This is a genomic window from Pseudorhodobacter sp. W20_MBD10_FR17, assembly GCF_052119765.1.
Classification (GTDB): domain Bacteria; phylum Pseudomonadota; class Alphaproteobacteria; order Rhodobacterales; family Rhodobacteraceae; genus Pseudorhodobacter.
Map to the genome: position 1 here is coordinate 39,456 of NZ_JBGQOQ010000024.1, position 18,563 is coordinate 58,018.

At 58.1% G+C, this 18,563-nt stretch carries 14 protein-coding genes; 10 read left to right on the forward strand and 4 right to left on the reverse strand.

The window, feature by feature from the left end:
* The first annotated feature begins 6 nt into the window (after window positions 1-6).
* Window positions 7-1,515, forward strand: a complete 1,509-nt coding sequence (gene trpE, locus ACEN2J_RS15255; RefSeq protein ID WP_442106966.1) for an anthranilate synthase component I — start codon at window positions 7-9, stop codon at window positions 1,513-1,515.
* A gap of 98 nt (window positions 1,516-1,613) precedes the next feature.
* Here trpE and ACEN2J_RS15260 read toward each other — a convergent pair whose 3' ends face one another.
* Window positions 1,614-3,125 carry a divergent polysaccharide deacetylase family protein gene (locus tag ACEN2J_RS15260; RefSeq protein WP_442106967.1) on the reverse strand — a complete coding sequence of 504 codons (1,512 nt, stop codon included), beginning with the start codon at window positions 3,123-3,125 and terminating at the stop codon, window positions 1,614-1,616.
* Between the two features lie 185 nt (window positions 3,126-3,310).
* Between ACEN2J_RS15260 and ACEN2J_RS15265 the strand changes: the two genes are divergently transcribed.
* The 6 genes from ACEN2J_RS15265 to lexA all read left to right on the forward strand — a co-directional run bounded on the left by ACEN2J_RS15265 (window position 3,311) and on the right by lexA (window position 8,169).
* Window positions 3,311-3,904: an anthranilate synthase component II gene (locus ACEN2J_RS15265; protein WP_442106968.1), complete on the forward strand. Its 594-nt coding sequence runs from the start codon at window positions 3,311-3,313 to the stop codon at window positions 3,902-3,904.
* On the forward strand, window positions 3,901-4,920 hold the full coding sequence (gene trpD, locus ACEN2J_RS15270; RefSeq protein WP_442106969.1) for an anthranilate phosphoribosyltransferase: 1,020 nt from the start codon (window positions 3,901-3,903) through the stop codon (window positions 4,918-4,920). The genes ACEN2J_RS15265 and trpD overlap by 4 nt, the downstream gene beginning before the upstream one ends.
* A 27-nt stretch (window positions 4,921-4,947) precedes the next feature.
* Window positions 4,948-5,760, forward strand: coding sequence for an indole-3-glycerol phosphate synthase TrpC (gene trpC, locus ACEN2J_RS15275; RefSeq protein WP_442106970.1), 813 nt, complete (start codon window positions 4,948-4,950; stop codon window positions 5,758-5,760).
* 1 nt (window position 5,761) lies between these two features.
* Window positions 5,762-6,247, forward strand: a complete 486-nt coding sequence (moaC, locus tag ACEN2J_RS15280; protein ID WP_442106971.1) for a cyclic pyranopterin monophosphate synthase MoaC — start codon at window positions 5,762-5,764, stop codon at window positions 6,245-6,247.
* The gene (locus ACEN2J_RS15285) at window positions 6,244-7,413 is read left to right on the forward strand and encodes a molybdopterin molybdotransferase MoeA (RefSeq protein ID WP_442106972.1); all 1,170 of its coding nucleotides are present in this window, start codon (window positions 6,244-6,246) and stop codon (window positions 7,411-7,413) included. The genes moaC and ACEN2J_RS15285 overlap by 4 nt, the downstream gene beginning before the upstream one ends.
* A gap of 69 nt (window positions 7,414-7,482) precedes the next feature.
* Window positions 7,483-8,169, forward strand: coding sequence for a transcriptional repressor LexA (lexA, locus tag ACEN2J_RS15290; protein ID WP_442106973.1), 687 nt, complete (start codon window positions 7,483-7,485; stop codon window positions 8,167-8,169).
* Here lexA and ACEN2J_RS15295 read toward each other — a convergent pair.
* The gene (locus ACEN2J_RS15295) at window positions 8,163-10,271 is read right to left on the reverse strand and encodes a ComEC/Rec2 family competence protein (RefSeq protein WP_442106991.1); all 2,109 of its coding nucleotides are present in this window, start codon (window positions 10,269-10,271) and stop codon (window positions 8,163-8,165) included. The genes lexA and ACEN2J_RS15295 overlap by 7 nt on opposite strands.
* Before the next feature lie 103 nt (window positions 10,272-10,374).
* Between ACEN2J_RS15295 and gltX the strand changes: the two genes are divergently transcribed.
* Together gltX and gltA are read left to right on the forward strand one after the other, a co-directional pair.
* Complete coding sequence (gene gltX, locus ACEN2J_RS15300; protein ID WP_442106974.1) at window positions 10,375-11,778, forward strand: glutamate--tRNA ligase; 1,404 nt, start codon at window positions 10,375-10,377, stop codon at window positions 11,776-11,778.
* Window positions 11,779-11,878: 100 nt separating this feature from the next.
* On the forward strand, window positions 11,879-13,174 hold the full coding sequence (gltA, locus tag ACEN2J_RS15305) for a citrate synthase (RefSeq protein ID WP_442106975.1): 1,296 nt from the start codon (window positions 11,879-11,881) through the stop codon (window positions 13,172-13,174).
* A gap of 46 nt (window positions 13,175-13,220) precedes the next feature.
* Here gltA and aguB read toward each other — a convergent pair whose 3' ends face one another.
* Window positions 13,221-14,090 carry an N-carbamoylputrescine amidase gene (gene aguB / locus ACEN2J_RS15310; protein WP_442106976.1) on the reverse strand — a complete coding sequence of 290 codons (870 nt, stop codon included), beginning with the start codon at window positions 14,088-14,090 and terminating at the stop codon, window positions 13,221-13,223.
* Window positions 14,091-14,150: 60 nt separating this feature from the next.
* Window positions 14,151-15,239 carry a DUF2235 domain-containing protein gene (locus ACEN2J_RS15315; RefSeq protein ID WP_442106977.1) on the reverse strand — a complete coding sequence of 363 codons (1,089 nt, stop codon included), beginning with the start codon at window positions 15,237-15,239 and terminating at the stop codon, window positions 14,151-14,153.
* A gap of 177 nt (window positions 15,240-15,416) precedes the next feature.
* Between ACEN2J_RS15315 and ACEN2J_RS15320 the strand changes: the two genes are divergently transcribed.
* Complete coding sequence (locus tag ACEN2J_RS15320) at window positions 15,417-18,497, forward strand: valine--tRNA ligase (RefSeq protein ID WP_442106978.1); 3,081 nt, start codon at window positions 15,417-15,419, stop codon at window positions 18,495-18,497.
* The last annotated feature ends 66 nt before the right edge of the window (window positions 18,498-18,563 follow it).

Here is an 18,563-nt window from a genome sequence, read left to right on the forward strand (position 1 = left end):
CATAAAATGGCACAGCTAACCCCCGATTTCGCCAGCTTCGAGCAGGCATGGGCCGCAGGGCAAAACCAAGTGGTCTATGCCCGCATTCCCGCCGATCTTGATACCCCTGTCTCGCTTATGCTGAAACTGGGTGAGGCGCGTGGCGATACGTTCATGCTCGAATCCGTGACCGGCGGCGAAATTCGCGGGCGCTATTCGGTCGTGGGCCTAAAACCCGATTTGATCTGGCGCTGCGACGGCACCGCGGTTGAAATTAACCGCGAGGCCCGCTTTGACCAATCAGCCTATCTGCCAGACACTGCCGAGCCGCTGCAAAGCCTGCGCGCGCTGATCGCCGAAAGCGCGATTGAGATGCCGGTGGATTTACCGGCCATCGCTTCGGGCCTGTTCGGCTATCTTGGCTATGATATGATCCGGCTGGTCGAAAACCTGCCGAATGTGAACCCCGACCCGCTGGGCCTGCCCGATGCGGTGCTGATGCGCCCCTCGGTCGTGGCCGTGCTTGACGGTGTTAAGGGTGAGGTAACGGTTGTCGCCCCGGCTTGGGCCGCCTCGGGCCTGTCGGCGCGTGCCGCCTATGCCCAAGCCGCAGAACGTGTGATGGACGCCCTGCGCGATCTTGACCGCGCACCGCGTGCCGACCGTGACTTTGGCGAAGTTGCCCCTGTGGGCGAGGCCAAGTCGAATTTTACCCATGAAGGGTATCTTCAGGCGGTTGAGGCCGCCAAAGAATACATCCGCGCGGGCGATATCTTTCAGGTCGTGCCGTCTCAGCGGTGGACCCAAAGCTTTGAGGCCCCGCCTTTCGCACTGTACCGGTCCTTGCGCCGCACCAACCCGTCGCCGTTTATGTTTTTCTTTAACTTCGGCGGTTTCCAAGTGATCGGCGCCAGCCCCGAAATCCTCGTGCGCCTGCGCGATGGTGAGGTGACTGTGCGCCCGATTGCCGGCACCCGCAAACGTGGCCAAACGCCCGAGGAAGACCGCGCGAATGAGCTGGACCTGATTTCCGATGAAAAGGAACTGGCCGAGCATCTGATGCTGTTGGATCTGGGCCGCAATGACGTAGGCCGCGTGGCCAAAATTGGTACGGTTCACCCAACCGAAGAGTTCATCGTCGAACGCTACAGCCATGTGATGCACATCGTGTCCAACGTGGTTGGGCAGATTGCCGACGGCGAAGATGCGCTTTCGGCCCTGTTGGCGGGTATGCCCGCAGGCACGGTTTCCGGTGCGCCCAAAGTCCGCGCGATGGAAATCATTGATGAGCTAGAGCCCGAAAAGCGCGGCGTTTATGGCGGTGGCGTGGGTTATTTCGCCGCCAATGGCGAGATGGATTTTTGCATCGCCCTGCGCACTGCCGTGCTGAAAGACGAGCAGCTTTATATCCAAGCCGGTGGCGGCGTTGTCTATGACAGCGACCCGCAGGCCGAGTTTGAAGAGACCGTCAACAAGTCCAACGCCCTGCGCAAAGCGGCCGAGGATGCGGGCCTGTTTGCCACCGGAAACCGATAAACGGATAGGCGTTGAACCGATCTTGTGTAGCGCAAAAGGGGCCTCATTGGCCCCTTTTTTGTACCTGCCTATCAGGCAATATTCTTTGGCCAAAGCTACTATTGCGCCGTCATAACCGCTGTTGCGGGCGCAATCGCGACAGTCGCCGCACGCCCCTCAACCGCCCATTCCAGTAAGGCCGTCACGGTTTCAGGGCGGGTTTGCCCCTCAACCACCACGCGTCCATCCTGCGCGGCCTTGAAGGCTGCACGATCAAGATAGCGCCGGATGACAGGACTTTTTTCATCAGCACCATCCATCGCGCGGAAAATCACCGCGCTGCGAATCCCTTCGCGCTGCGCCACCTGCGACGCCGCATTCAGGCCTTTATCCCAAGAAATCACGCCACGCCCCTGGTCGGCGATCAAAGCTAGCACTTGGGTTGCAAGGGTGCGGTTGCCCTGAAACCCATTGGTTTCGGTATCAACAACGCCCACCGCTTCGGGCAAGATCGCATTCATTGCTTCCAAGCTGACTGCCAAATCAGAGGCGGTCGCCCCCGCGGGAATACCCGCCCCAAGCATAAGCACTTCTTGGCCTGCCGCACGGTAGATCTGGGCCGCAACGGCGGCATCAGGTCGGGTTGGATCAATCACAAACGACACCGGAAAGGGAATCGCGGCCAAGGCCTCACGGTCCAGATCCGGACCGCCGGTATCGCGTAACAAAATGGCAAACAGCGGCTTTTGCGCGGGGTTTGCAAACTCTCTGGCATACCGTTCGATCGGCGGCAAATTGGCGTCATTTACCACAGAGTCCTCGGGTTGGGTCGCCGGTGTCGCGGCAATCGTCGGCAAACGCCCCGTCTTTACGCCATCCACCACAGCAAAACCCGGTTCAGGACGGGCAACAGGCGGGTCAATGACAACAATTTCTACCTCAGGCTCTGTGGTCTCTGGAACCGCTGCCTCCGGAACGGCGGGCTCTGAAACGGAATTTTCAGCAGGGAGGCTTTCAACAGGCGTGCCTTCGGTATTGGCCACCGTCATATCTTGAACTTGCGCCGCGTCACCGGCATCGGCATCGGGAGCAGCATCGGCGGCGGCAGGTTCGGCAGGCAGCATTGCCGGTTCTGGCGCGGCATCCGCAGGTCCGGGTTGCGGTGCCGTAGCGCTCGCCATTCTGGCCGCGTTTGGTGCCAGCTCCGTAACACTTGGCACATCGGGCGCGGTTCCCTGCTCTGGCGCTACAGACACGGCCAAATCGGTTTTTGGCGCGGGCATGGCCTCGGGGGCATTGGTTGCCACGCCGTCCAGTACATCCGTGCCCATGGTTTCAGCGGCAACCGATGCAGGCGCCGACACCATGTTTGGCTCGGAATTATCGTTTGGAAGCTCTGGCATAGTTTCAACGCCAGTAGGTGGCGCAGTCAGTACAGGCATGGCATCTTGCGGCGCATTCGGCACCTTGGAGACAAGCTGCTCCTCGGCCAAAGGCGCAACAGCTGTTGCATTTGGCGCAGCCCTAGACACGGCACTAGACACGGCGGCATCAACGGCCACCTTTGTCCCCGCCGCTGGATCAAACTCTGTGACTTGCGATGCCACGACCAAACCCAGGCCCGCAACCACGGTGCCCCATCCTGCCCCTGCTAAAAACCCACGGCCCACCCGCAACCCTCCTGCCTGCTCTTATTCGGATGGGATCTAAAAGGAATGGTTTCCCTTGACGCCCCTATACCGCTCGGCCCATGTATAGCGCGACACTGAGCCGGGTTCACCCCCAAACAGACATCAGAGAGCACGGACTGGGCAATATGCTGCTTTTGATCGATAACTATGACAGTTTTACCTACAATCTCGTGCATTATTTGGGCGAGTTGGGGGCGGATATTCGCGTTGTGCGCAATGATGCGCTGGATGTGCAGGCCGCAATGGCGCTGCGCCCTGAAATGATTGTGCTTTCGCCGGGCCCGCGCGCACCGGCACAGGCGGGCATTTGCCTGCCGCTGACCCTCGCCGCAGCCGAGGCGGGCATCCCGCTGTTGGGCGTTTGCCTTGGGCATCAAACCATTGGCGAGGCGTTTGGCGGCAAGGTGGTGCGCTGCCACGAGATTGTGCATGGCAAAATGGGCACAATGCACCATAACGGCCAAGGCGTGTTCAAAGGACTGCCCTCGCCCTTCCTTGCGACGCGCTATCACAGCCTTGTGGTGGATCGCGACAGCTTGCCCGATGCTTTGGAAGTCACGGCTTGGCTGGAAGACGGCACGATCATGGGTCTGCGCCACAAAACCTTGCCGATTGAGGGTGTGCAGTTTCACCCCGAAAGCATCAGATCCGAGCATGGCCACCAGATGTTGCGCAACTTTCTGGACCGCGCCAAAGCGCCCGAAAAGGAGCCTGTATGAGTGACCGTCTGAAACCTCTGATCGGCATTGCCTGCGACCGCCCGCTTACTCGGGCCGAGGCTGAAACCGCCTTTACCGCGCTGTTTGAGGGCGATGCGACCCCCGCACAGATTGGTGGCTTGCTGATTGCCCTGCGCACGCGCGGCGAAACGGTGGATGAGATCGCCGCCGCCGCCCATGTAATGCGCGCCAAGTGTAACCCCGTGATGGCCCCTGAGGGGGCTATGGATATTGTCGGCACCGGCGGCGACGGCAAGGGTACGTTGAATATTTCGACCGCCACCGCCTTTGTTGTGGCGGGCGCTGGCGTGGTTGTGGCCAAACATGGCAACCGCAATCTGTCGTCAAAATCAGGGGCGGCCGATGCACTGACCGAAATGGGATTAAACGTGATGGTCGGCCCAAAGGTGGTTGAAGCCTGCCTGCGCGAGGCTGGTATCGGCTTTATGATGGCCCCCATGCACCACCCCGCCACCCGCCATGTCGCCCCTGTGCGCATCGAGCTGGGCACCCGCACGCTGTTCAATATCCTTGGGCCGCTGACCAACCCCGCAGGCGTTAAAATGCAACTAACAGGGGCCTATGCTCCGCATCTTATCCGGCCGATGGCCGAGGTGCTGCTGGCGCTTGGATCCACCTCGGCATGGTTGGTCCACGGCGGCGATGGCACGGATGAGCTGTCAATCGCGGCGCCGTCCAAGGTGGCCGCGCTGAAAGACGGCGCTATCACCGAATTTGACATCCACCCCGAAGATGCGGGCCTGCCCGTGCATCCGTTTGAGGCAATTATGGGCGGCAGCCCTGCGGAAAACGCGGTGGCCTTGCGGGCGCTGCTGAACGGGGCCAAAGGGGCCTACCGTGATGCGGTTTTGCTGAACTCTGCCGCAGCGCTTGTAGTGGCGGGCAAAGCGGCTGACCTGAAATCAGGCGTTGATCTAGCCAATGCCAGCATCGATTCTGGTGCCGCGCGTACCCGCCTTGAAACCGTGGCCCGCATCACAACCGCTGCGGCCTAATCCATCCCTAAACCGAACGGGCCCCTGATGAGCACGATTCTTGACAAAATAAAAACCTATAAGTTGGAAGAGATTGCCGCCCGCAAGGCGGCAAAACCCTTGTCGCAAGTTCAGGCCCTTGCCGATGCAGCCCCCGCGCCGCGCGGCTTTCACCACGCGCTGCTTGCGGCATCCAGCAAAGGCTACGGCCTGATCGCCGAGATCAAAAAGGCCAGCCCGTCCAAAGGCCTGATCCGCCCCGATTTTGACCCGCCTGCCCTTGCCCGCGCTTATGAGGCCGGCGGTGCCACATGCCTTTCCGTGCTGACGGATATCCCATCCTTCCAAGGGGCCGATGAGTTTTTGGTCGCCGCCCATGATGCCACCGACCTGCCCTGCCTTCGTAAAGATTTCATGTACGACCCCTATCAGGTGATCGAGGCCCGTGCGCTTTCGGCCGATTGCATCTTGATCATCATGGCCTCGGTTTCAGACGCACAAGCCCGCGAGTTGGAAGAGGCCGCGTTTGAGCTGGGCATGGACGTGCTGATCGAAGTGCATGACGCGGCTGAACTGGAACGCGCGGCTTTGTTGAAATCGCCGATGATCGGCATCAACAACCGCAATCTGCACAGCTTTGACGTGACGCTGCAAACCACGCGCGATCTTGCCCGCCGCGTGCCCGAAGACCGGATGATCGTGTCCGAATCCGGTCTGTTCACGCCTGATGATCTGGCCGATGTTGCCCGCTTTGGCGCGCGCTGCTTCCTGATTGGCGAGGCCCTGATGCGGCAAACGGATGTCGAGGCGGCCACCCGTACCATCCTTTCCAAACCGAATGTCGCGCAAGGTGGGCTTTGACATGACGGGCCCCACGCTCTCGCATTTTGATGGCGAAGGCCACGCGCATATGGTCGATGTGTCGGCAAAGCCTGTGACGGCCCGCATCGCCGTTGCCCAAGGGGCGGTGAAAATGACGGCTGAGACGCTGGCGATGATCACCGATGGCCGCGCCGCCAAAGGCGATGTGCTGGGCGTCGCGCGCCTTGCGGGGATTATGGGGGCCAAAAAAACCGCCGACCTGATCCCGCTCTGCCACCCGTTGCCGATCACCAAGGTTGCAATTGATCTGATGCCCGACGCCACGCTTCCCGGTATCATCATCACCGCCACGGTGAAAACCGGCGGCCAAACCGGGGTTGAGATGGAGGCGCTAACGGCCGTTTCCATCGCGGCACTTACCATCTATGACATGGTAAAAGCCGTTGATAAGGCTATGGAAATCACCGGAACCAAGCTGATACTGAAAGACGGCGGCAAATCGGGCCGCTATGAGGCTGCCCCATGATTTCGGTCGATGAGGCGCTGTCTCGCGCCTTTGACCTGGTCCGCCCATTGGGGGCCGAAACCGTGCCATTGGCCCATGCCGCTGGCCGTATGATGGCGGCGCCCGCAACCGCCAAGCGCGATCAGCCCCCCTTTGCCGCCTCGGCGATGGATGGTTACGCCACCTGCGGCACCGGCCCTGCATTTCATGTGATCGGTGAGGCCAGCGCCGGGCACGCTTGGCACGGCGCGCTGACCCCAGGCCAAACGATCCGTATTTTCACCGGCGCGCCCGTGCCAATTGGCGCCGAACGTGTGGTGATCCAAGAGGATGTAACCCGCTCGGGCGACCAAATCATCCTGTCCAGTACCGTGGATGATTCGCTGAACATCCGCGCCAAAGGCCAAGATTTTCTGGCGGGCGACAGCCTGTCCCCCCGCCTGCTACGCCCAAGTGACATCGCCCTTTTGGCCGCGATGAATGTGGCCGAAGTTTCCGTCATTCTTCGCCCCGTCATAGCCCTTATCGCCACCGGCGACGAGCTGGTCATGCCGGGCGAATCCCCGCGTGATGACCAAATCATTGCCTCCAACAGCTTTGCCCTAAAGGCGATGATCGAGGCGGCTGGTGGCATTGCCCGTCTGCTGCCTATTGCCCGCGACAATGAGGCGAGCCTGTCCAAAGTATTCGAACTCGCAGCCGATGCCGACCTGATTGTCACCATCGGCGGCGCGTCGGTTGGCGACCATGATCTGGTTGCCAAAGTCGCAGCCACCCTTGGCATGGAGCGTTCGTTTTACAAAATCGCGATGCGCCCCGGCAAGCCGTTGATGGCAGGCAAGTTGAACGGTGTGCCCATGTTGGGACTGCCCGGAAACCCCGTGTCTTCAATTGTTTGTGGCCACATCTTCATGTTGCCAATGCTGCGTGCTCTGCAAGGTCTGGGTGCGCAAGGCCCACAGATGCAGCGGGCCGTTTTGGCCGAAGCTTTGCCCGCAAACGGCCCGCGCGCCCATTACATGCGCGCGAAATTGCAAATGGCCGAAGGCTTGCCCATGATTACGGCGTTCAAGGCCCAAGACTCGGCCCTGCTATCGATTTTATCGCAGGCTGATGCCCTCCTGTTACGGCCTGTTGCGGATGGCCCGCGCGCCGCGGGCGACATCGTGGAATATCTGCCAATTTAGCCAAAACACTTGACACAAAACAAGAACACGGGCAGAACAGGCAGGCAACCTTTTAAAAAGGACGGGCCGATGCTGACGCGCAAACAATTGGAACTATTGGATTTCATTCGGATACGGATGGATGCCGAAGGGGTTCCGCCCTCTTTCGACGAAATGAAAGAGGCGCTTGATTTGAAATCGAAATCGGGGATTCACCGCCTTATCACGGCGCTTGAAGAACGTGGTTTTATTCGCCGTCTGGCCCACCGTGCCCGCGCGATTGAAATTGTAAAACTGCCCGAGGCGATGGAACGCGTAGGGTTTAAGCCCAAAGTGATCGAAGGCGATAAGGTCGCCCCCCCCAAAGGCGCGATGCCCATTGCTACCGTCGATGCAATCGAACTGCCTGTCATGGGCCGGATTGCGGCAGGGGTGCCGATTGAGGCTATTCAAGAGATCTCACATCATGTTGCCGTACCTGGCTCAATGCTATCGGGCAAGGGCCAGCATTACGCGCTTGAGGTGAAGGGTGATTCGATGATTGAGGCCGGCATCAATGATGGTGATATTGTTGTGATCCGCGAACAAACCACTGCCGAAAATGGTGATATCGTTGTCGCTTTGGTCGATGATTCTGAGGCCACGCTGAAGCGGTTTCGTCGCCGCGGCAATATGATCGCGCTTGAAGCAGCAAACCCCGTCTATGAAACCCGCGTTTTACCTGACCATCAGGTAAAAGTCCAAGGTCGCTTGGTTGGCTTGATCCGAAGCTACTGATCCTCGAGGTTTAGCTTTACCGGTCTCACGCGCATTGGCAGCACAAGTTGGGTTGGTGCGCGGTTTTGCCCTGTCCATAAACGCATTTGCGTTTCTGTTTGAGAAACGCGCATCTCGCCATTTTCATGTGGCCAAAGCGCCAAAGCGCCAGTTGCGCGTAACATCTGTTCATCTATAACGCTGCATCCAATGGGATACACCCCCAATGGTTTTGCGCTTAAAATCACCAGATCCGCCTTTGTGCAGGCCTCGGACACCGCTACTTCGGCGCCTTTCCCCTTTAGCTGAATGATTTTCCAGCCCGCCAATTCGAATTGGCGCGCCTTGGCCGGCCCTTCAAACCCTTTGCGGGCCGCAGCTGTCATTTGGTCGACCATCTCGCCATCATTTTCCAGCCATTGCTTTGCAGAAAACCCCGCGCCTTTCGGCGCTGAAAGCGCACGGCCTTCGCGGGTGGCAAGCCCGATCAAATTGCCATCGTCGCTTATCAATACCGGCGGACGGTCGGTCAAACCCCACATACCGAATGCAAAAGCCAATGGCGCCAGACCCGCGAAACGCAATGGGCCACGCCACAAGATGACCCAAAGCGCAGCCAGTGCCATCACAGGAAGCACAAACCAAGGTGGGCTGACGACTGCGTTTACGGAACCGTCCCACCCCGCAACGGTATTGGCGACCCATAAAATCCATGCCGTACCTTTGCCCATCACCCAAAGTGCGGGCCCCTCAAGCCCAAAGGGCGCCAAGACACCGGCCAAAACCGCAGCAGGCATGACCGCCGTTCCCATAACAGGTACGGCTAAGACATTGGCAATCAGTCCATATCCAGATACCCTGTTGAAATGTGCGGCCGCAATCGGCGCCGTTGCCAGCCCTGCCAGCAATGATGTAAACACAACCGCCAACAGCGGCATTATCCAACCCGGCACGCGCTCGGGCCGCTTGCGCCCGCGCAATGCCCCATAGCCTGCAATCAACGCCACGGTTGCCGCGAAAGACATCTGAAACCCCGGTTCCAACAACGTTTCTGGTTGCGCCAGCAACAATACACAGGCCGCCAATGCGACCGACCGTATGGAAAGCGCGCGCCGGTCAAATAGCACCGCACCCAGCATCACTGCCACCATGACAAAGGCCCGCTCGGTGGCCACATTCCCGCCCGAGAGCAGCAAATACACGGCCCCCGCAGCCAATGCCAAGGCGGCTGCCAGCTTTTTCGAGTTCACCCGCAGCGCCAAAACCTGCACCAGCGCCAAGCCATACCGCAAGGTTGCAAAGATAAACCCTGTCAGCAAGGCCATGTGCAGGCCCGAAATCGCCAGCAAATGCGCCAAGTTCGCGGCCCGCAAATCATCCTGCGCCGTGCGGCTTATCCCTGCCCTATCGCCCGTCACCAAAGCCGCCGCAAATCCGCCCGCGTCGCCCGCGACCCGCGCCTCAACCGACGCCGATATCTGCGCGCGCAACCGGTTGATCCACTGCGACCTAGCCGCAGGCGGTGCAAGCAACAGGACAGGCACCCGCGTGTATCCCACCGCCCCAAGCCGGTCAAAGAATGCCATGCGCCGAAAATCAAAACCGCCCGGCTCCACCGGGCCTTCGGGGGCCGATAAATGGGCTGTTGTTACAACCACTTGCCCCGGTCGCAGCGCAACATATCCTTGTTGGCCATGCAGCGATATGCGCACCCTTGCAGGTGTTCGGTTTGGGGAAACGCGCGCCAGAACGACCTGATCCAAGGTCAGCCGAACCATATCGGATTGCGAACGATCAATCATGACCACCCGCCCCTGAACCGCGCCGTAATAGCGAAACCCAAGCACCGGTGCCTCTACCAAATGCGCCCGCGCCCCCGCCGCCAACATTCCCAGCATCACGCACATAAATGCGATCAGCACCGGATGCAGTAGCTCTGGCCCAATCCGGTAGCATAGCACTGCAACCAACAGCGCGAACACCAACGACGCGTAGTGCCAGCCCTCAGGCTCCATCGGCAGGCTAAACCACAGCCCAACACCAATGCCCATCAGCACAGGAACCCATGGAAACAGCCGCCCCCGTGCGGTTTCAAACGCTTGCGCAAGGGCGATAAACGGCATCTGGACCAGCGCGATCAGCCTGCCCACCTTGTCACTCCTTGCATGATTGCCTAGACAATGGCCAATCCTACGCTCTGCTTGGTTTCTGAAAGGTTAATGCCTCATGTCTTCTGCCCGTCCTGTCGTCACCCGTATCGCCCCTTCGCCCACGGGATATATGCATATCGGAACGGCCAGAACTGCCCTGTTCAACTGGCTTTTTGCCCGTGGCCACGGCGGTACATTCCTGCTGCGGATCGAAGATACCGACCGCAAACGTTCCACCCCCGAGGCGACCGACGCGATTTTGCGCGGGATGAAATGGTTGGGCCTTGATTGGGATGGTGAGGCCGTCAGCCAGTTTGACCAAAAAGACCGCCATGCCGAGGTTGCGCATGAAATGCTTGCGCGTGGTGCTGCCTATAAGTGCTTTGCCACGCAAGATGAAATTGAGGCATTTCGCCAAGAGGCCACCGAGCAAAAAATCTCGACCCTTTACCGCAGCCCTTGGCGTGATGCCGATCCGGCGACATTTCCCGACCTGCCTTATGTGATCCGCATGAAAGCCCCGCAAACGGGCGACACTGTGATCGAAGATGCGGTGCAAGGCACGGTAACCTTCCGCAACGATCTGCTGGATGACATGATTGTGTTACGTTCGGATGGCACACCAACCTATATGTTGGCCGTGGTGGTCGATGACCATGATATGGGCATCACCCATGTCATTCGCGGAGACGACCATTTGCAAAACGCCGCCCGCCAAACCATGGTTTACACCGCGATGGGATGGGAGATTCCCGTTTGGGCGCATATCCCGCTGATTTTTGGCCCCGATGGCAAAAAACTGTCGAAACGCCACGGTGCGACGGGTGTAGAAGAGTATCAGGCCATGGGCTATCCGGCTGCGGGGATGCGAAATTACCTCACAAGGCTAGGTTGGTCGCATGGTGATGACGAATTCTTTACCACTGAGCAGGCAAAAGAGTGGTTCAATCTTGAGGGAATCGGACGTGCCCCTGCGCGACTCGATTTCAAGAAACTGGAAAACCTTTGTGGTCAGCATATCGCCGCCAGCGACGATGCTGCACTGCTGCATGAATTAGAGGCATATTTGAACGCCGCAGGTCTTACACCCCTAAATGATGGCCAACGCGACCGCATGTCGCGCGCGATGTATTGCTTGAAAGACCGTGCTAAGAAATTCCCCGATCTTATTGAAAAGGCTGAATTTGCTTTGAACGCACGGCCCGTGGTTGCGGATGAGGCATCGGCGAAATCGCTCGATGCGGTATCCCGTGGTATACTGAAAACATTGACGCCGCGCTTGCAAAATGTTAGCTGGACAAAAGAGACGTTGGAGCCCATTTTAACTGAGGCCGCTGCCGCCCATGGCATCGGCTTTGGTAAGTTGGCAGCCCCCCTGCGCGCCGCTTTGGCAGGCCGCACGGCAACTCCCAGCGTTTACGATATGATGCTGGTTTTGGGCCAGGATGAGACGATTGCCCGATTGAAAGACGTCGCCTAATCCGTGGCGTCTTTCCATCGGTCTCGACACCCGCAAGGGAATTTCAATACAAGGCCCAACGCATCCAGCGATTGGCCCTAAACCGAAAGAGAGCTGAACCATGGTAGAATCGACGGGAACTGCGCAACTCAAGCTTGGCGATAAAACGATTGATCTTCCGATTTACACGCCGACCCTTGGGCCGGATGTTGTTGATATCGGCAAGCTTTATGCGCAAGCGAATGTGTTCACCTATGATCCCGGCTTTACCTCTACCGCCGCATGCGAAAGCGCGATCACCTATATTGATGGCGACAAAGGCGAGTTGCTGTACCGCGGTTACCCGATTGAACAATTGGCTGAGGATTCGCATTTCCTCGAAGTTTGCTACTTGCTGCTGTTCGGAAATCTGCCGAACAAAGCGCAGATGGAAGATTTCGAGCACCGCGTGACCAACCACACTATGGTGCATGAACAAATGCACCAGTTTTTTCGTGGGTTCCGCCGTGATAGCCACCCTATGGCCACGATGGTTGGCGTTGTTGGCGCGATGTCCGCGTTCTACCATGACAGCCTTGACATCAACGACCCTTGGCAGCGCGAAGTCGCCGCCATTCGGATGATCGCCAAGCTGCCGACAATTGCGGCTATGGCGTTCAAATACTCGGTCGGCCAACCGTTTGTTTATCCAAAGAATTCATTGGATTATGCCGAAAACTTCCTGCACATGTGTTTCTCGGTTCCGGCTGAAGAGTACAAAGTGAATCCGATCCTCGCCAAAGCGATGGACCGGATAATGATGTTGCACGCCGATCACGAACAAAACGCATCGACCTCGACCGTGCGTTTGGCGGGCTCTTCTGGTGCAAACCCCTTTGCGTGTATCGCGGCTGGTATCGCCTGCCTTTGGGGCCCGGCGCATGGTGGCGCAAACCAAGCCTGCCTTGAAATGCTGCGCGAAATTGGCACTGTCGACCGTATTCCTGAATACATCGCCCGCGCCAAGGACAAGGATGACCCTTTCCGTCTGATGGGCTTTGGCCACCGCGTTTACAAAAACTTTGACCCGCGCGCGACCGTGATGAAGGAAAGCGCCGACGAAGTTTTGGAACTGATGGGCATCCACAACAACCCAACCTTGCAAGTTGCCAAGGAACTGGAACGGATCGCGCTTGAGGATGATTATTTCATCTCGAAAAAGCTGTACCCGAACGTTGATTTCTATTCGGGCATCATTCTGGATGCGATGGGCTTCCCAACTGCGATGTTCACCCCGATTTTTGCGCTGTCGCGCACCGTTGGTTGGATTTCGCAGTGGAAAGAGATGATCGGCGACCCCACACAGAAAATCGGTCGTCCACGCCAGCTTTATGTCGGCGAAACCTATCGTGATTATGTTCCGGTAGAGAAGCGCTAAGCCTTTTAACCTAATTGAAAACGGCGGCCCTTGGGGCCGCCGTTTTTTATTTCCCGTCCATGCCCTGAAGGCTGCCATACAGTCGGGGGCGCCGATCGCGGAAAATGCCCCAAGTGCTGCGCAAATCGGCAACTGCCTCAAGGTCGATTGTCGCGGTTATCACCTCTTGTTCCCTGCGCCCGGCCTGCGCCAAGAGCTGGCCAGTATGGTCGGAAATAAACGACGTGCCATAGAACGTCACATCCCGCCCCTCAGGCGCCACCTCGCGCCCGATCCGGTTTGACGCCATAACGGGCATGATGTTGCCCGCCGCATGGCCGCGCATCACCATTTCCCAATGCGGCTGGCTGTCATAACCGGGGCTTGGTGGCTCGGATCCAATCGCGGTTGGGTACAGCAACATTTCCGCCCCCATCAGTGCCATAGAGCGTGCGGCCTCAGCAAACCACTGATCCCAGCAGATACCCACGCCAATGCAGCCATACGCCGTATCCCACACCTTGAATCCGGTATCGCCGGGGCTGAAATAGTATTTTTCCTCATACCCCGGCCCCTGCGGGATGTGGCTTTTGCGGTAATTGCCCAGCACGCGCCCATCGGCATCAATCATCGCCATGGAATTAAAATACGCCTGCCCCGCCGCCTCGAAATACGACAGGGGCAGCACAACCCCGAGTTCCTTGGCCAAATCGGTAAAGCGCGCAATCAACGGATGCCCAGCCATAGGCAGCGCCAGTTTGAAATATTCAGGCCGTTGGGTGATGCAAAAATAGGGCGTCGCAAATAACTCTTGGATCAAGATCACCTGCGCCCCCTTGGCCGCAGCTTGGCGCACCAAAGCCTCGGCCTTATCTGCATTGGCGGGCAAATCCCAACTACAGGCGAATTGGGTTGCGGCTAGGGTAACAGGGCGCATATCAGGTCTCCGGTTGGTTCGCCTCACCTTGGCCCATCCGCCCAGCAACAGACAAGCCCCCTAAGGCAGGCGCAAATGCCCTGGCACAACCTTTGGCCCCAACCGCCAGCGCGATGGTTTGGCCAGAGCTGTGGGATGGAAATGCTCGGACGGGTCGCGCCCCACGTACCGCCGCTTGCGTAGCAAAAAAAACGCGCCAAAGCCCCGCCATGTTCCGACCATCGGCGCGGCGGGGTCACATGGAAAGCGATCATGCCAGCCCTTGGGCAGCAAGGTGCCACAGGCCTCCATCCGTTCCAGCATCCAGACCAAAGGGATATTAGACAGCGGTCGCGCCGCCTGAAAGCTGCCGATCTGCCCGCCAATATCAGCATGTGCGCCACGAAACCAAACCTGTTCAATATTGCCGGCCCAGTTCGGCGGGCAGGTCCACAAAACAGGTTCAAACACCACCCGCGTTTCATTCAGCGCCAAGGCGTGAAAGCCGTGCTTGATCGAATGGCCAAGCGCATGGTTGTGAAACGCGTGCTCATGCTCGCTCAGCATCCAGAAAAACGGCAGTCGCACGCCCAAGGCTTTGACCGTATCCCAAACGCCGACCATTTCAATAGGCACTGCGCTGTGGCAAAACTTTCGCACAAAGGCTTTGGCGGCATGGCCTACTGGGTCTAATTGATAATGCCGATAGGCCAGTTGCACATTACGCTCGGTCGCGCAGTCACGCCGCAGCAGGCCCACTTGGTCAATCACCCCCGCCAATGACCGCACCGCATAGGCCCCGCGCGAATACCCCAGCAAAAATACGCGGTCGCCCGGTTCATAATGGCTGGCCAAAAAGCCGTAGGCCCGGCGAATTTGCCGATTTATCCCACGGCCCCGCGCAACATCGGTAATGTGCGCCCAATCCACCCATTGCACGCCCGGCTCATAATACAGACTGCGATGGGCGCTTGGCCCGGCCTCGGCCAAAAGCTTGAATGCCAGCCCCGCATTGCTTTCATGGCCCGACTGCAAGGATGACATCGTGCCATCTAAAATGATGATGTGATCGACCGCGCCGCGCACCACATGGCCATGGTCCGAAAGCCCCTCGGAAATCGCGGATGTGGGCTGGCTAAACCACGAACGAATGCGGCGTATAAGGTTCAAAACCGGCCCCTCTTTCGGATACTCGCGTCAAGCATATGATTGATTTGGTAAAGATACGCTGAATGCTTTGCAACCTTGCCGAAAACGACCTGCCATGTCGATTGACGAAACCGCGCTTCCCCTTCGCGCAAGACCGCGCTAAAACCCTTGCAAACGCCTGATAGAAAGAGCCGCAAGATGCCGATGGAAAAAACCTTTGACGCCGCCGAGGCCGAAGCCCGTATCTCTGCCAAGTGGGAGGCCGATGGTGCCTTTCGCGCGGGGGCAAATGCTTCAAAAGATGAAACATTCTGCATCATGATCCCGCCGCCGAACGTCACTGGCTCTTTGCACGTCGGGCACGCGTTCAACAACACGATCCAAGACATTCTGATACGTTGGAAGCGGATGCAGGGCTATGATACGCTTTGGCAGCCCGGCCAAGACCACGCAGGCATCGCAACCCAGCTGGTAGTTGAACGCCAGATGGCCGCCGCTGGCTTGCCCAAACGTGTGGACATGGGCCGCCCTGCGTTTCTGGAAAAGGTCTGGGAATGGAAAGAGGAATCTGGCGGCACGATCATCAACCAGTTGAAAAGATTGGGTGCCTCCTGTGATTGGTCGCGCAATGCCTTTACGATGGACGAAGGTTTCCACGATGCCGTGATTAAAGTTTTCGTAGAAATGTACAACAAGGGCCAGATCTATCGCGGCAAGCGGTTGGTCAACTGGGACCCGCATTTTGAAACCGCGATTTCCGATCTTGAGGTCGAGAATATCGAAGTTGCGGGCCATATGTGGCATTTCAAATACCCGCTGGCGGGCGGTGAGACCTATGAATATGTCGAGCGTGACGAGGATGGCAATGTCACCCTGCGCGAGACGCGTGATTACATTTCCATCGCCACCACGCGCCCCGAAACTATGCTGGGCGATGGCGCGGTAGCCGTTCATCCATCGGATGAGCGTTACGCCTCAATCGTCGGAAAATTATGCGAAATTCCGGTTGGCCCCAAGGCGCAGCGCCGCCTGATTCCGATCATCACCGATGAATATCCTGATAAAACTTTTGGTTCGGGTGCCGTAAAAATCACTGGCGCGCATGATTTCAACGACTACCAAGTCGCCAAGCGCAACAATATTCCGATGTATTCCTTGATGGACACCAAGGGCGCGATGCGTGCCGATGGTCGCCCTTATGTTGAGGAAGCCGCGACTGCCCAAGCCATTGCAAACGGTACCGAGAGCTTTGACGAGGCCAAGATCGCCGCGATGAACCTTGTGCCCGAAGAATACCGCGGCCTCGACCGGTTTGAGGCGCGCAAAAAGGTGATCGCCGACATCACCTATGAGGGCCTCGCCGTGACGAAGCTGGTCAAATCGATTGATCCAGAAACCAATTCCGAACACCTTCAACTGATCCCCTATGTTGAGGATAAGCCCGTAATGCAGCCCTTTGGCGACCGGTCCAAAGTGGTGATCGAGCCGATGCTGACCGACCAATGGTTTGTCGATACCGCTAAAATCGTCGACCCCGCGCTGGATGCCGTGCGCGAAGGCCGCACCAAAATCATGCCGGAATCGGGTGAAAAGGTGTATTTCCACTGGTTGGAAAACATCGAGCCATGGTGCATTTCCCGCCAACTTTGGTGGGGCCATCAAATTCCGGTTTGGTACGGCCTTGACCTAAGCTATGAGACCAAACTTGAAGACGACGAAGACCTTGATGAAGTCGATCTTCTTGGACTTTTGTTGTCGGATGGCATGGTTCAGCGCGGAACGGTTCAACATTGCGCCGCGTCGTTTGAGGACGTGCAAAACGGCTTTTTCGACGACAATGCCGATATTCCGAACCCGCTCAGCCATGCGCGGATTGTTGAGGTTGCCGACAAACAAACAGCGATTGAAACGCTCGCCGCCAGCCTTGCCGAATACAACATTAACCAGGACCCAACACATCTGGTCTTTCCGGTTTGGCGCGACCCAGACGTGCTCGACACATGGTTCTCTTCGGGCCTCTGGCCAATCGGCACATTAGGGTGGCCGAATAACACGCCGGAATTGCAGAAGTATTTCCCAACCAACGTGCTCGTGACCGGTCAGGATATCCTGTTCTTCTGGGTCGCCCGCATGATGATGATGCAGCTTGCTGTGGTGGGCCAAGAGCCATTTGACACCGTCTACCTTCACCAGCTCGTCCGCGACGAGAAGGGTGAGAAGATGTCGAAAACCCGTGGTAACGTCATCGACCCGCTGGTGATCGTCGATGAATACGGCGCCGATGCGCTGCGCTTTACCATGGCGCAAATGGCCTCGCTTGGGGGCGTTTTGAAGCTGTCGGAAGAGCGCATCAAAGGCTATCGCAACTTTACCACCAAGCTGTGGAACGCCTGCCGTTTCGCCGAAATGAACGGCGTTTGGGAAGGTCATGCCACCAGCCAGCCCCCCGCAGCGCAGGCCCGCGTGAACCGCTGGATCATCTCTGAGGCCGCCAAAACCCGCGCCGAGGTGGATGCCGCGCTGGAGGCCTATAAATTCAACGATGCAGCCAACGCGCTCTATGCCTTTGTTTGGGGCAAGGTGTGCGATTGGTATGTTGAATTTGCCAAGCCTTTGTTCGATGGCGACCAAGCCGATGAGACACGCAAAACCATGGCTTGGGTGCTGGATCAATGCATGATCATGCTTCACCCGATCATGCCGTTCATCACCGAAGAGCTGTGGGCCACTACCGGCACCCGCGCCAAGCCGATGGTTCACACCGATTGGCCGACCTATGGCGATGAACTAATCGACGCCGAGGCGATGCGCGAAATGAACTGGGTTACGGGGCTGATTGACGATATCCGCTCGGCCCGCGCGCAAATGCATGTGCCGGCCGGCCTTAAGGTGGGTCTGCTTTTGGTAGGCCTTGATGACACCGCCAAGGCGGCCTTTGCCGCGAATGAGGCGCTGATTTTCCGCCTGGCGCGCATCGAATCCGCGACCGAGGCAGCGGTTGTGCCAAAAGGCGCGATTACGGTCGCAGCCGAGGGCGCAACCTTTGCAATCCCGCTTGAAGGTCTGATCGACGTGGCCGAGGAAAAAGCCCGTCTGACCAAGGCGATGGAAAAGCTGGCCAAGGATATGGGGGGCCTGCGTGGCCGTTTGAACAACCCCAAATTCGTAGAAAGTGCCAAGCCCGAAGTGGTTGAGGAAACCCGCGAAAAGCTTGCCTTGGGCGATGAGGAAATCGCGAAAATCCAAGCCGCGCTAACACGTTTGGGCGAAATCGGCTGATCAAAAATGGCACCAAAGGGGGAGCGCCCCACTTGGTGCCCGACAACAAGACCAAAGCGACACGTC